General features: G+C 34.1%; 13 protein-coding genes. 12 read left to right on the top strand and 1 reads right to left on the bottom strand.

The genetic code is table 11. From position 1 onward, the window contains the following. The first annotated feature begins 97 nt into the window (after positions 1 to 97). From lspA to EQ029_RS08000, 12 genes are all read left to right on the top strand, one after another. Complete coding sequence (gene lspA / locus EQ029_RS08055; protein WP_011276003.1) at positions 98 to 574, top strand: signal peptidase II; 477 nt, start codon at positions 98 to 100, stop codon at positions 572 to 574. Positions 575 to 585: 11 nt separating this feature from the next. Beyond that, complete coding sequence (locus EQ029_RS08050) at positions 586 to 1503, top strand: RluA family pseudouridine synthase (RefSeq protein WP_011276002.1); 918 nt, start codon at positions 586 to 588, stop codon at positions 1501 to 1503. Between the two features lie 445 nt (positions 1504 to 1948). After that, entirely contained in the window at positions 1949 to 2476 is a 528-nt protein-coding gene (pyrR, locus tag EQ029_RS08045; protein WP_011276001.1) for a bifunctional pyr operon transcriptional regulator/uracil phosphoribosyltransferase PyrR, read from the top strand. A 232-nt stretch (positions 2477 to 2708) separates the two neighbouring features. Next, positions 2709 to 4019 carry a uracil-xanthine permease family protein gene (locus EQ029_RS08040; RefSeq protein WP_011276000.1) on the top strand — a complete coding sequence of 437 codons (1311 nt, stop codon included), beginning with the start codon at positions 2709 to 2711 and terminating at the stop codon, positions 4017 to 4019. Between the two features lie 32 nt (positions 4020 to 4051). Next, positions 4052 to 4945, top strand: coding sequence for an aspartate carbamoyltransferase catalytic subunit (locus EQ029_RS08035; protein WP_016930698.1), 894 nt, complete (start codon positions 4052 to 4054; stop codon positions 4943 to 4945). Between the two features lie 3 nt (positions 4946 to 4948). Further along, positions 4949 to 6223: a dihydroorotase gene (locus EQ029_RS08030; RefSeq protein WP_011275998.1), complete on the top strand. Its 1275-nt coding sequence runs from the start codon at positions 4949 to 4951 to the stop codon at positions 6221 to 6223. Further along, positions 6224 to 7324, top strand: a complete 1101-nt coding sequence (locus EQ029_RS08025; protein WP_011275997.1) for a carbamoyl phosphate synthase small subunit — start codon at positions 6224 to 6226, stop codon at positions 7322 to 7324. It abuts the gene before it with no gap. Next, on the top strand, positions 7317 to 10490 hold the full coding sequence (carB, locus tag EQ029_RS08020) for a carbamoyl-phosphate synthase large subunit (protein ID WP_011275996.1): 3174 nt from the start codon (positions 7317 to 7319) through the stop codon (positions 10488 to 10490). The genes EQ029_RS08025 and carB overlap by 8 nt, the downstream gene beginning before the upstream one ends. 96 nt (positions 10491 to 10586) lie before the next feature. Then, complete coding sequence (gene pyrF, locus EQ029_RS08015; protein WP_057504812.1) at positions 10587 to 11279, top strand: orotidine-5'-phosphate decarboxylase; 693 nt, start codon at positions 10587 to 10589, stop codon at positions 11277 to 11279. Between the two features lies 1 nt (position 11280). After that, positions 11281 to 11889, top strand: coding sequence for an orotate phosphoribosyltransferase (pyrE, locus tag EQ029_RS08010; protein WP_011275994.1), 609 nt, complete (start codon positions 11281 to 11283; stop codon positions 11887 to 11889). 27 nt (positions 11890 to 11916) lie between these two features. Beyond that, on the top strand, positions 11917 to 12147 hold the full coding sequence (locus EQ029_RS08005) for a hypothetical protein (protein WP_057504813.1): 231 nt from the start codon (positions 11917 to 11919) through the stop codon (positions 12145 to 12147). A gap of 336 nt (positions 12148 to 12483) precedes the next feature. Next, on the top strand, positions 12484 to 12888 hold the full coding sequence (locus EQ029_RS08000; protein WP_011275992.1) for a VOC family protein: 405 nt from the start codon (positions 12484 to 12486) through the stop codon (positions 12886 to 12888). A 77-nt stretch (positions 12889 to 12965) separates the two neighbouring features. On the opposite strand, the gene EQ029_RS07995 is transcribed toward EQ029_RS08000, so the two are convergent. Further along, complete coding sequence (locus tag EQ029_RS07995; protein WP_016930697.1) at positions 12966 to 14663, bottom strand: Rqc2 family fibronectin-binding protein; 1698 nt, start codon at positions 14661 to 14663, stop codon at positions 12966 to 12968. Positions 14664 to 14807: the final 144 nt, after the last annotated feature.

Here is a 14807-nt window from a genome sequence, read left to right as displayed (position 1 = left end):
ATCATCATCTATTTGTAACTGTAGCTTTTTTTATATAGAGGAGTAAGCTATAATGTAGAGTGTTGTCAAAGTGTAGTGTGTGAATGGAGGCACGTGAATGAAAAAGAAATATTATATAACCATATCTTTAATAGTAGCAATCGCTATATTAATTATTGACCAAGTCACAAAACGGATTATTGCTACAACAATGAATATTGGTGATTCATATGAAGTTATTCCTAATTTTTTAAATATAACATCACATAGAAACAATGGTGCTGCATGGGGAATTCTTAGTGGGAAAATGGGATTCTTTTATATTATTACGATAGTCATTCTCATCGTACTTGTACTATTTTATATTAAAGAAGCAAAGTATAATCTATTTATGCAAGTTGCAATAAGTTTACTATTTGCAGGTGCATTAGGAAACTTTATTGATCGATTAGTAAATGGTGAAGTAGTTGATTTTGTTGACACTAATATTTTTGGATATGATTTCCCAATATTTAATGTTGCGGATTCAAGTTTAACAATAGGTGTATTGTTCATAATCATTGCCTTACTTAAAGATGCGAATTCAAAAGAATAGGAGGCTATAATTTGAAAACACATGAATTTAAAATTGAAAACCAAGAGCTTGTTGGACAGCGTATTGATAAATTATTACCTGAATTCAACAATGAATGGTCTAGAAGTCAAATTCAAGATTTGATTAAAGAAGATTTAGTAACAGTTAACGAAAAAGTGATTAAGTCTAATTACAAAGTTAAATTAAATGATCTTATTATCGTTACAGAGAAGGAAGTTGTCGAAGCTGATATTCAGCCAGAGAACCTAAATTTAGATATTTATTATGAAGATGAAGATGTAGCGATAGTTTATAAACCTAAAGGCATGGTAGTACATCCATCACCAGGTCATTATTCTGGTACTTTAGTTAATGGTTTAATGTATCAAATTAAAGATTTATCTGGAATTAATGGTGAAATTCGCCCAGGTATAGTTCATCGTATCGATAAAGATACATCAGGGTTATTAATGGTTGCCAAAAATGATATTGCTCATAGAGGGTTAGTGGAACAATTAATGGATAAATCCGTTAAAAGAAAATATACCGCTTTAGTACATGGAAATATTCCACATGATTATGGCACTATTGATGCGCCTATCGGACGTAACGAGAAAGATCGACAATCAATGGATGTCGTAGATAACGGTAAAGAAGCGGTTACACACTTTAATGTTTTAGAACATTTTAATGATTACACATTAATCGAATGTCAATTAGAGACAGGGCGTACGCACCAAATTCGTGTTCATATGAAATATATTGGTTTCCCTCTTGTTGGAGATCCAAAGTATGGTCCACGAAAAACACTTGATATTGGTGGACAAGCATTACATGCAGGTGTTATAGGATTTGAACACCCTGTTACTCATGAATACATTGAACGTCAAGCAGAACTACCTAAAGAATTTGAAACACTTTTAGAAGATATTCGCTTAAGAGATGCATAAGAAAAGAATAGTTTGGTAGCCCGCAAAGTTTCAACGCTTTGTGGGTGTTTTTTCTAATTTCACATTTAATCAATGATTCTTTAATATGTATTTTTGAAAAAGTTGGTCTAATTTTTTAGTATTTCTCAAATTCGATTAACTACAGTAAAAGTATTATTTATTTACAATTGATAATTTTAAAAATTGCATTGACTTATAGCTCAAAAAGTTTTAAGCTAGTAACAGTTCAAAAAAGAAATCGGTGTCTTTAAAAGAGAGTCCAGAGAGGCTTCAAAGACAATGAGTATAATTCTATATACTTTCTTAAAATAATTCAGCGAAATATATGAATTGTTTTACTAGAATGGCTTTATCATGTAATGTATAACGTTACATGTGCGTATATAAATTTGCCCTCATGTCTTTGAAAAAGGCATGAGGGTTTTTAATTTTAAGAGGTGAGATAATGTCTGAGCGAATCATCATGGATGAAGCTGCAATACAACGTACTGTAACGCGTATGGCGCATGAAATTCTTGAATATAACAAAGGTACAGAAAATCTTGTGTTACTCGGAATTAAAACGAGAGGCGAATTTTTAGCAATACGTATACAAGACAAAATCAATCAAATTGAACAAAAAATAGTTCCGACAGGTACAATTGATATTACACACTTTCGAGATGATATTGAAATTGCTAACAAGCAAATCACTCAAGATGCAATAGAAATTGATGCTGATATTAACGATAAGGTAGTCATCATCATTGATGATGTACTTTATACAGGAAGAACTGTTAGAGCTTCATTAGATGCAATTCTGCTTCATTCTCGACCGATTAAAATTGGCTTAGCGGCACTTGTAGATCGAGGACATCGAGAATTACCAATAAGAGCAGATTTTGTAGGGAAAAACATACCAACTTCTAAAGAAGAATCTGTTTTAGTGTATTTAAACGAAAAAGATTCACAGAATGCAGTAATAATTGAATAAAGACCTTTTAAATCAGTACGAGAGACTGAAAAAGGTAAAGTATTCAAAAGTGAGTGTGGATTACGATGATAGAATGGTCAGTACTAATAATCATCTCACTATAATTGAATGCTTTGTCACGTAGATACGGATAACGATAAGTATAAGTGCTTATCTGTATGTTTGCTACGATTTTTTAGTCTCTTTACATTTAAATGTAAAAGAGACTTTTTTTATGAGAGGAAGAAAAAAGGTGGAAAATGAACAAATGTTTGAACGCACCGTTAAACCGGTGTTAGACGTACAAGACAAACCTAAAGCAACACAATGGGCGCTACTGAGTTTGCAACATTTATTTGCAATGTTTGGTTCTACAGTATTAGTGCCATTCCTAACTGGCTTGCCAATATCAGCTGCTTTACTTGCATCCGGGATAGGAACATTGCTTTATATATTAATTACTAAGGCAAAGATTCCAGCATATTTAGGATCAAGTTTCGCATTTATCACACCAATTATTACTGGATTAAGCACACATAGCTTAGGAGACATGTTAGTAGCACTGTTCGCTAGTGGCGTAATGTATGCCATCATCGGGATCCTAATCAAAATCAGTGGTACAGGATGGTTAATGCATTTACTTCCACCGGTAGTTGTGGGACCAGTAATCATGGTAATTGGATTAAGTTTAGCACCAACAGCGGTCAATATGGCAATGTACGAGAACTCAGGAGATATGAAAGGGTACAATTTAAGCTATCTGGTTGTCGCGCTTATTACATTACTTGTAACAATAATTGTGCAAGGGTTCTTCAAAGGTTTCTTATCACTTATACCGGTACTTATTGGTATCATTGTTGGTTATATTGTTTCAATCTTTATGGGATTAGTTAACTTTTCGAATATTGCTAAAGCAAATTGGATTGATTTCCCACATATCTATTTACCATTTAAAGATTATGTGCCATCGATTCACCTTGGTTTAATACTCGTTATGTTACCAATCGTTTTCGTAACCGTAAGTGAGCATATCGGTCACCAAATGGTTATCAACAAAATCGTAGGTAGAAACTTCTTCGAGGATCCAGGTTTACATCGCTCAATAATCGGAGATGGTGTTTCAACAATGTTCGCAAGTATTATTGGTGGGCCACCAAGCACAACATACGGAGAAAACATCGGTGTACTAGCAATAACAAAGATATACAGTATCTATGTTATTGGCGGTGCAGCGGTTATAGCGATTGTCTTATCATTTATTGGTAAGTTCTCAGCGTTGATTTCTTCAATACCGACACCGGTAATGGGCGGCGTGTCCATCTTATTGTTCGGTATTATAGCAGCAAGTGGACTAAGAATGTTAGTTGAAAGCAACATTGATTTTGCAAGCAACCGCAACCTAGTTATCGCTTCAGTCATCTTAGTTGTAGGTATAGGTAACTTACTCATTAATTTAAAAGGTTTAGGTGTAAACCTTCAAATCGAAGGTATGGCACTAGCAGCACTTTCAGGTATTATCTTAAATTTAATTTTGCCAAAAGAAAAACAGGATTCAAAAAACTAATTTAACAAGGATTATTTATCAGGAGGCGCTTTATGAATAACTTATTATCTATGGAACATTTATCTAACGAGGACATTTACGAATTAATTCAAACAGCTTGTGATTACAAATCAGGAAAGCAAACCTTACCACAATTCGAAGGGAAGTTTGTTTCTAATTTATTCTTCGAAAATTCAACTCGAACAAAGTGTAGCTTTGAAGTAGCAGAACAAAAATTAGGACTTAAAGAAGTTAATTTTGAAACAAGTACTTCATCAGTACAAAAAGGCGAATCACTGTATGATACATGTAAAACACTTGAAAGTATAGGTGTTGATTTACTAGTAATCAGACATTCTCAAAATGCATACTATGAAGAATTAGAAAATCTTAATATTCCAATTGCTAATGCTGGAGATGGAAGTGGCCAACATCCTACACAAAGTCTGTTAGATATTATGACAATCTATGAGGAATACGGTTCTTTTGAAGGATTAAACATTTTAATATGTGGTGATATTAAAAATTCACGTGTAGCTCGAAGTAATTTTATAAGTCTAACTTCATTAGGCGCAAATGTAATGTTCTCAAGTCCAGATGAATGGGTGGACGACTCATTAGATGCACCATATGTTCAAATTGATGATGTCATTGACCAAGTAGATATTGTTATGTTATTACGTGTTCAACATGAACGTCATGGTATTACTGGAGAAGCTAATTTTGAGGCAAATGATTACCATGAACAATATGGTTTGACAATGGATAGATACAATAAGTTAAAAGATAAAGCAATCGTAATGCACCCTGCACCAGTTAACAGAGGAGTAGAAATCGATAGTGAATTAGTTGAAGCACCAAAGGCACGAATCTTTAAACAAATGACTAATGGCATGTATTTAAGAATGTCAGTAATCAATAAACTATTATCAGGAAAAGAGGCGTAAACATTGAAATTAATTAAAAATGCTCAAATTTTAGATAACGGTGAACTTAAACAAGCATCCATTTTAATAGATGGTCAGCACATCAAAGAAATTAACAATAACATTGAAGTAGATGAAAATGTTGAAGTAATTGATGCACAAGGTCATTTTGTAGCACCAGGTTTAATCGATGTTCATGTTCATTTACGTGAGCCTGGTGGGGAACATAAGGAGACAATTAAAACAGGTACAAAAGCTGCAGCACGTGGAGGATTCACAACCGTATGTCCAATGCCTAATACACGTCCAGTACCAGACTCAGTTGAACATATGGATCGATTACAACAATTAATTCAAGATAATGCGCAAGTCCGTGTATTACCATATGCTTCAATAACTGTGCGTCAAGCTGGTAAAGAACATGTTGACTTTGATGCATTAGCAAAGCAAGGTGCGTTTGCTTTCACTGACGACGGCGTTGGTGTGCAGGAATCAGCAATGATGTATGAAGCAATGCAACAAGCTGCAAAGGTCAACAAAGCAGTTGTAGCACATTGTGAAGATAATAGTTTAATTTATGGCGGTGCTATGCACCAAGGTAAACGCAGTGAAGAACTTGGTATACCTGGTATTCCAAATATTTGTGAAGCGGTACAAATAGCGAGAGATGTATTATTAGCTGAAGCAGCTAACTGTCATTATCATGTATGTCACGTATCGACAAAAGAGAGTGTCAGAGCTATTCGTGATGCTAAAGCAGCAGGTATTCATGTGACGGCTGAAGTTACACCACATCATTTACTGTTAACTGAAGATGATGTTCCAGGGGATAACGCAATCTTTAAAATGAATCCTCCTTTAAGAAGTAAAGAAGATAGAGACGCATTATTAGAAGGATTATTAGATGGCACAATTGATTGTATCGCAACAGACCATGCACCACATGCTAAAGAAGAGAAAGCACAGCCAATGACTAAAGCGCCATTTGGCATAGTAGGAAGTGAAACAGCTTTCCCATTACTTTACACGCATTTTGTAAAAAATGGTGACTGGTCATTACAACAATTAGTTGACTACCTAACAATTAAACCAGCACAAACATTTGATTTACCTTATGGCAAATTGGAAGAAGGTTGCTTTGCTGACTTAACGATTATCAATTTAGATGAAGAACGTGAAATCAAAGGTGAAGATTTCTTATCTAAAGCAGACAACACACCATTCATTGGTTACAAAGTTTATGGTAATCCAATTTTAACAATGGTAGAAGGCGAAGTTAAATTTAAGGAGGATAAATAAATGCTTGAGCGACGTTATCTTGTATTAGAGGATGGGACTTATTATGAAGGGTATAAATTAGGATCTAATGATTTATCTGTGGGAGAAATCGTATTTAACACAGCGATGACTGGATACCAAGAGACGATATCAGACCCTTCATATACTGGTCAAATCATTACATTCACATACCCATTAATCGGTAATTACGGTATCAATAGAGATGACTTCGAAGCACTTACACCAACTTTGAATGGTGTAGTAGTGAAAGAAGCAAGCACACATCCTAGTAACTTTAGAAACCAAAAGACGTTACATGATGTGCTTGTTCAATACAAGATACCTGGCATTTCAGGTGTGGATACACGTAGCATCACACGTAAAATTAGACAACACGGTGTTTTAAAAGCTGGGTTTACTGATAACCGAGATGACATTGATTCATTAATTAACACATTAAAAAGTACTGAATTACCTCGTGATGAAGTGGAAACAGTATCTACTAAAACACCTTATGTTTCAACAGGTTCAGACTTGAGTGTGGTCTTATTAGACTTTGGTAAAAAACAAAATATTGTTAGAGAATTAAATATGCGTGGCTGTAACGTAACTGTAGTACCATATAACACCACTGCTGAAGAAATATTAGCCATGTCACCAGATGGTGTCATGTTATCAAATGGTCCTGGTGATCCAGATGTTGTAGAGGTTGCAATAGAAATGATTAAAGGTATTTTAGGTAAAATTCCATTCTTTGGAATTTGCTTAGGACACCAATTATTTGCATTATCTCAAGGTGGAACATCATTTAAAATGAAATTCGGTCATCGTGGCGCTAATCACCCCGTAAAAGACTTACGTAGTGGGAAAGTAGATATTACAAGTCAAAACCATGGTTATGCTATCGATAAAAATTCATTGGTAAATACTGACTTAGAAGTAACTCATATTGCACTTAATGATGGTACTGTTGAAGGATTAAGACATAAAACCTTACCAGCATTCTCTGTACAATATCATCCTGAAGCAAGACCAGGTCCAAGTGACTCAAATTATTTATTCGATGAATTTATGACTATGATGAAAGAATTTAAAGAAAAGGAGCAAACAGCAAATGCCTAAACGTGACGATATACAAACGATTCTAGTGATTGGATCAGGTCCAATTATCATCGGACAAGCTGCAGAATTTGATTACGCAGGTACACAAGCGTGTCTAGCCTTAAAAGAAGAAGGCTACCGTGTCATATTAGTAAATTCTAATCCAGCAACAATTATGACGGATAAAGAAATTGCAGATAAAGTTTATATCGAACCGTTAACACACGACTTTATTGCACGTATCATACGTAAAGAACAACCTGATGCATTGCTACCAACTTTAGGTGGTCAAACAGGATTAAATATGGCTATTCAATTACATGATAGTGGTGTATTAGAGGCTAATAATGTGAAATTACTTGGTACAGAATTAAAATCAATTCAACAAGCAGAAGATAGAGAGCTATTTAGATCATTAATGAATGATTTGAATGTACCTGTTCCTGAAAGTGATATTGTGAATACTGTTGAACAAGCATTTGCATTCAAAGATGAAGTAGGTTATCCACTCATCGTTCGTCCAGCATTTACTATGGGCGGTACAGGTGGTGGCATATGCTACAATGATGAAGAATTAAAAGAAGTAGTGAGTAATGGATTGCATTACAGCCCAGCTACACAATGCTTAATTGAAAAGTCAATTGCTGGTTACAAAGAAATTGAGTATGAAGTAATGCGCGATAAAAATGACAATGCTATTGTGGTTTGTAATATGGAGAATATAGATCCTGTAGGTATTCATACAGGGGACTCTATCGTCGTTGCGCCAAGTCAAACTTTATCAGATGTTGAATATCAAATGTTACGTGATGTATCTTTAAAAGTTATTAGAGCATTGGGTATTGAAGGAGGATGTAATGTTCAACTTGCATTAGATCCACATTCATTTAATTACTATATTATTGAAGTGAATCCACGTGTATCTCGTTCATCAGCGCTTGCATCTAAAGCAACTGGATATCCAATAGCGAAATTAGCAGCGAAGATTGCAGTGGGCTTAACGTTGGATGAAATGCTAAACCCAGTTACAGGCACATCATATGCAGCCTTTGAACCAACACTAGATTATGTTATTTCCAAAATTCCAAGGTTCCCATTTGATAAATTTGAAAAAGGTGAACGTGAATTAGGTACTCAAATGAAAGCCACTGGTGAAGTAATGGCTATAGGACGTACATATGAAGAATCTTTATTAAAAGCGATACGTTCACTTGAATACGGTGTACATCATTTAGGTTTACCAAATGGAGAGAGTTTTGACTTAGACTATATTAAAGAACGCATCAGTCATCAAGATGATGAAAGACTCTTCTTTATAGGTGAAGCAATTAGACGTGGTACAACACTTGAAGAGATACACAATATGACGCAAATCGATTATTTCTTCTTAAATAAATTCCAAAATATCATTAATATTGAACATGAATTAAAAAATCACCCAGGAGATTTGGATTATCTTAAATATGCTAAAGATTATGGATTTAGTGATAGAGTAATTGCACATCGATTCGGCATGACAGAATCAGAAGTATATCAATTACGCCAAGATAATAATATTAAACCAGTATACAAAATGGTTGATACTTGTGCTGCAGAGTTTGAATCAACAACGCCATACTACTATGGAACATATGAAACTGAAAATGAGTCAATTGTAACTGATAAAGAAAAAATCTTAGTGCTTGGTTCAGGTCCTATTCGTATTGGACAAGGGGTAGAATTTGACTATGCTACTGTACACGCTGTATGGGCAATTCAAAATGCTGGATATGAGGCAATTATCGTGAATAATAACCCTGAAACAGTATCTACTGACTTTTCAATTTCAGATAAGTTATACTTTGAACCGCTAACTGAAGAAGATGTAATGAACATTATTAATTTAGAACAACCTAAAGGTGTTGTAGTGCAATTTGGTGGTCAAACAGCAATTAACTTAGCAGATAAACTAGCTAAACATGGTGTCAAAATATTAGGTACTACATTAGAAAATTTAAATCGTGCTGAGGATAGAAAAGAGTTCGAAGCATTATTGCATACAATTGATGTGCCACAACCTAAAGGTAAGACAGCCACTTCTCCAAAAGAAGCACTAGAAAATGCTCGTGAAATTGGCTATCCAGTAGTAGTTCGTCCATCATATGTTTTAGGTGGACGTGCAATGGAAATCGTGAATAGCGATGCAGAATTAGAAAATTATATGGAGCAAGCTGTTAAAGCTAGCCCTGAGCACCCAGTGTTAGTTGATAGATACTTAACAGGTAAAGAGATAGAAGTCGATGCAATTTCAGATGGAGAAACAGTTATCATTCCAGGTATTATGGAACATATAGAACGTGCTGGTGTGCATAGTGGTGACTCAATAGCTGTATATCCGCCTCAAACGTTAAGTCAAGAAGATATCGATACGCTAGAGGATTATACTATCAAATTAGCAAAAGGGTTGAACATCGTTGGTCTAATTAATATTCAGTTTGTTATTGCACATGACGGTGTTTACGTATTAGAAGTAAACCCTCGTGCAAGTCGTACCGTACCTTTCTTAAGTAAAATTACCGATATTCAAATGGCACAACTAGCTATGCAAGCCATTATGGGTACTCGTCTTAAAGACTTAGGCTATAAACAAGGTGTACAACCTTATTCAGAAGGTGTGTTTGTTAAAGCACCAGTATTTAGTTTTAATAAACTAAAAAATGTTGATGTGACATTGGGGCCAGAAATGAAATCTACCGGTGAAGTTATGGGTAAAGATTTAACTTTAGAAAAAGCACTTTACAAAGGTTTAACAGGTAGTGGTGTGGAAGTTAAAGATCATGGTACTGTTCTTATGACTGTAAGTGATAAAGATAAAGATGAAATTGTTAAAATAGCACACCGTTTAAATGAAGTAGGCTATAAAATTTTAGCAACTCAAGGTACTGCGGAAAAATTAAAAGAAGACAACATTCCAGTTGAAGTTGTAGGCAAAATTGGTGGCGACGATGATTTACTAACACGTATACAAAATGGCGAAGTACAAATTGTCATTAATACGATGACTAAGGGTAAAGAAGTAGAAAGAGACGGGTTCCAAATTCGTCGTACAACAGTTGAGAATGGTGTGCCTTGTCTAACTTCATTAGATACGGCTAATGCTTTAACAAATGTAATTGAAAGTATGACATTTTCAATGAGAACTATGTAGATTTACAACTTGAGAACGACAAGGGCGTTATAAGTCAGTGGATATTTTTAAACTGATTATGGCGACCAAGTCGTTCATTTTCAAAGGAGCTATAATATGAAAGATTTACCTATCATAGCATTAGATTTCGAATCGGCAACTAAAGTTAATACATTCTTGGACCAATTTGATGAACCACTTTTCGTGAAAATTGGAATGGAACTTTTCTATCAAGCGGGCCCCGATTTGATTAAATCGATTAAACCTCGTGGCCATGACATATTCTTAGATTTGAAGCTACATGATATTCCAAACACGGTTGAAAAAGCAATGGAAGGCTTAGGAAAGTTAGATGTAGACTTAGTTAATGTGCATGCAGCTGGAGGTACAGACATGATGAAAGCTGCAGTAAGGGGTTTGCACAAATATAGTAATGATACAAAGATCATTGCTGTGACGCAATTAACATCTACAACAGAAGAAATGCTACGTAATGAACAAAACATTCAGACGACGATTGAAGAAGCAGTGTTAAACTATGCTACTTTAACACAACAAGCAGGTCTAGATGGTGTGGTTTGTTCTCCACTTGAAGCAGAATTGCTAACAAACAAATTAGGTTCTAATTTCTTAAAAGTTACACCAGGCATTAGACCACAGGGGGCAGCTGTAGATGATCAAAAACGTATTACTACACCTGAAGATGCTAAACAATTAGGGGCAACACATATCGTAGTTGGGCGACCTATCACCCAAAGCGAGAATCCTGTGGAAAGTTATCATACTATTAAAGAAAGTTGGTTAGGTTAATATGGCTAAAGAAATAGCAAAATCTTTATTAGATATTGAAGCGGTAACATTATCTCCGAATGACTTATATACGTGGAGTTCAGGCATCAAATCTCCTATCTACTGTGATAACCGCGTAACATTAGGTTATCCAGAAGTACGTCGTGCCATTCGTGATGGATTAAGTCAAATGATTATTGAGCAATTTGGTAACGTAGATATTGTTTCTGGTACAGCCACAGCAGGTATTCCTCATGCCGCTTACATCTCTGAAAAGTTAAATTTACCTATGAATTATGTTCGCTCTAAAAGTAAAAGTCATGGTAAACAAAATCAAATTGAAGGAGCAGTAAGTAAAGGGAAGAAAGTGGTAGTAGTAGAAGATTTAATTTCTACAGGTGGATCTTCAATTACAGCAGTTGAAGCTTTAAAGGATGCTGGTGCTGATGTTTTAGGTGTCGTTGCTATTTTTACTTATGGTTTAAAGAAAGCAGATGACATGTTTAATGAAATTGATGTTCCATTTTATACACTAAGTAATTATAATGAGTTAATTGAAGTGGCTCGTGAAGAAGGAAAAATTTCTGAGAATGATATACAGACTTTAGTTGAATGGAGAGATAACTTGTAATATGCTATGTCAAAAGGGGGATTGATTATGATGACCGATAGTGAGGCTAATCGTTTCTATGATAATATGAAGCACGTTAACGAATTCTTATACAGAGAAGAAGACTTTAAATCCCCGGATAACATAATGTCGATTGACAATAGTATTAGAGAAATGAGTGGAACTCAGTCAAAAGTGAGTATGGATTCATTTGGGCATACGAGTGATTTCTTTAAAAAAGCTAAAGATACGTTAAGGCAAAAAGGTAAAATAGTTTAAAAACGTGGTATATATGACAAATACTTTTTCATAAATAGTTAAAAAGTAGTCGTGTATACCACGTTTTTTGTTTATAAAAAGAAAATCTAAAACTATAAATTAGCGAATAAAAATTTTAATTAGTACCCATCCGATAAGTAAGACAATAAGCATAGATAAAATCGGTATAATAAGATGCATCATAATAGAAAGCCTCCAATTGAACTTTAGTTTAATTTTAACTTGAAAATAGTATAAGTCAAAAATTTAGATTAAAAGAATCAAATATTCAAATTTTTTCAAAATAATTAAAATTAGTCTAAAATAGGTATTGAAGATATAGAGAGGGGAATTATTGTGGAAATACCGAAAATAACAACATTTCTAATGTTTAATAATCAAGCAGAAGAAGCAATAAATTTATATACGAGTCTATTTGAAAACAGTGAAATTTTAACTATGGTGAAGTATGGTGAAGAGGGACCAGGCGTTCCTGGAACAGTACAACATTCTATATTTACGTTGAATGGACAAGTATTTATGGCAATAGATGCTGATAATGGAGAAGATTTACCTATGAATCCATCCATTTCTTTATATATAACTGTAGATAATGCCATGGAAATGGAACGACTATTTAATGGTTTGAAGAAAGAAGGCGCTATATTGATGCCTAAAACTGCAATGCCACCATTCCGCGAATTCGCATGGGTGCAAGATAAATTTGGCGTTAGTTTTCAACTTGCGTTACCTGAAAAATAAAAAAATAGGATTAGAACCGAATGTATAAATGCATTTGGTTCTAATCCTATTTTTATTATATAGTAATTTTGTCGTTTTTATTTGACTTTCATACTTTGTATTTTGTCATAATCTGGAGTTGCAAATAATGTTTTTTGATTGTCATAAGTTACAAATCCTGGTTTAGCGCCTGAAGGTTTATGAACATTTCTTATTTCCGTATAGTCTACGGGAATTTGACCAGAATTACCCGCTTTTGAGAAATAACCAGCTAACATAGCTGCCTCTTTAATCGTTTCTTCACTTGGTGCATCATTCAAAATGACAACGTGTGAACCTGGAATATCTTTTGTATGGAACCATATATGGGACTTTTGAGCTTTACGATTAGTTAAATAATCATTTTGCTTATTATTTTTACCTACTAATATAGTATCGCCATCCGTAGAGATATATGTTTGAAGTTGAATTTTATCATTCTTTTTCTTTTTGATGTTTTTACGTTGCTTCATAAATCCTTGTTCTGCTAATTCATCACGAATATCATCAATTTCATCAACTGTAATATGCTCTAATTGTTGTTCAATATTTGCAAAATAGTCTATGTTTTCACGTGTTAAATGAATTTGATGGTCTAATTCACGTTCACGTGTTTTCATACGATTATATTGCTTGTAGTAATATTGCGCATTAACTGATGGTGATTTAGTAGGATTTAAAGGTATCGTTATTTCCTCATTGGTGTAGTAATTTAATACAGTTACAGCGTCATCACCTTGATTAATACGATAAATATTAGCAGTAATTAATTCACCGTAAAGTTGTTGCTTATCTTTATCTTTAGCACTTTCATATTCATCTATAAGTTTACTTAATTTATGTTGATATTTTTGAGATTGTTGTTGCACAAATCGAACTAAATCATTTGCGCGTTGTTTAACGCGTTCTCTTTCACCACGTGCATCGTAGTAGCGATCTAATAATTCATGTAAGGACGCATATTCAACCATGTCATCATGAAATTGCTTTAATTTCATAAAATAAAAATCTTCTTTTCCAGTTTCATGATTTTTATGGAAAATAGGGACGGGTGTTTTCAATGTCTGGTTGATAACTTCGTCATATGCTTTAGGTAGCGTTTCCGTTGTCATAAATTGATAGCGATTAACGATTTCATTAGTAATGAGTGGACTAAAGCCTTCGAAAGTGTTTAATAATTGTTTCGCAATTTTACCACTATTGAAATCTACATATTTTAAAGCTTCTTCGCCTGTTATATTAAAAGGGTTCAATTTGTTTTGAGTAGGTGGCGCTTCATATTTGAATCCTGGCATAACAGTACGATATTGATTGGTATTAGGGGTTAAATGTTTAAACCCTTCAATTATTTTGTAATTGTCATCAACAAGTAACAAGTTACTATGTTTACCCATGATTTCTAAGATAACCGTGCGGTAAATGGTATCACCAATTTCATCTTTACTTTCAATATCGATTTCAATACGACGATCATTGCCAATCTGACGTATAGCTTTAATAATGCCACCTTCTAGATGCTTTCTAAAAACACGAGCAAACATTGGTGGTTCAAATGGATTATCATATTTTTTAGTCGTAATATGCATTCTTGAAAAACTAGGGTGTATAGATAGTAATAGTTGATGATTTTTGCGATTTTGACGTATAACCATAAGGATAGTGTCATTTTCAGGTTGGTTGATTTTATGAATTCGTCCTGAAACTAAAAACTGTATTGATTCAACCATTTTTTTAGTGAATAAGCCATCATATGCCATAAATAATTTCCACCTTCAATTTAATCATTCAGTATATTGTAACATGGTAGAATGATAGCGTCATGATTTAAGTTTATGTTGCATACTCTATACAATTTTAACTACAATATGATATTATATTTAAATAATAGAAGAATAGCTTAG

The sequence above is a fragment of the Staphylococcus haemolyticus genome (assembly GCF_006094395.1).
Lineage (GTDB): Bacteria > Bacillota > Bacilli > Staphylococcales > Staphylococcaceae > Staphylococcus > Staphylococcus haemolyticus.
The sequence above is the reverse complement of the archived record's forward strand: the minus strand, read 5'-3'. Positions and strand labels throughout refer to the sequence as shown.

Excerpts from the sequence above, each read along its gene's own strand:
- lspA (WP_011276003.1), top strand. The coding sequence starts at position 98 with ATGAAAAAGAAATATTATATAACCATATCTTTAATAGTAGCAATCGCT.
- pyrR (WP_011276001.1), top strand. The coding sequence starts at position 1,949 with ATGTCTGAGCGAATCATCATGGATGAAGCTGCAATACAACGTACTGTA.
- EQ029_RS08035 (WP_016930698.1), top strand. The coding sequence starts at position 4,052 with ATGAATAACTTATTATCTATGGAACATTTATCTAACGAGGACATTTAC.
- EQ029_RS08025 (WP_011275997.1), top strand. The coding sequence starts at position 6,224 with ATGCTTGAGCGACGTTATCTTGTATTAGAGGATGGGACTTATTATGAA.
- carB (WP_011275996.1), top strand. The coding sequence starts at position 7,317 with ATGCCTAAACGTGACGATATACAAACGATTCTAGTGATTGGATCAGGT.
- pyrF (WP_057504812.1), top strand. The coding sequence starts at position 10,587 with ATGAAAGATTTACCTATCATAGCATTAGATTTCGAATCGGCAACTAAA.
- pyrE (WP_011275994.1), top strand. The coding sequence starts at position 11,281 with ATGGCTAAAGAAATAGCAAAATCTTTATTAGATATTGAAGCGGTAACA.
- EQ029_RS08005 (WP_057504813.1), top strand. The coding sequence starts at position 11,917 with ATGATGACCGATAGTGAGGCTAATCGTTTCTATGATAATATGAAGCAC.
- EQ029_RS07995 (WP_016930697.1), bottom strand. The coding sequence starts at position 14,663 with ATGGCATATGATGGCTTATTCACTAAAAAAATGGTTGAATCAATACAG.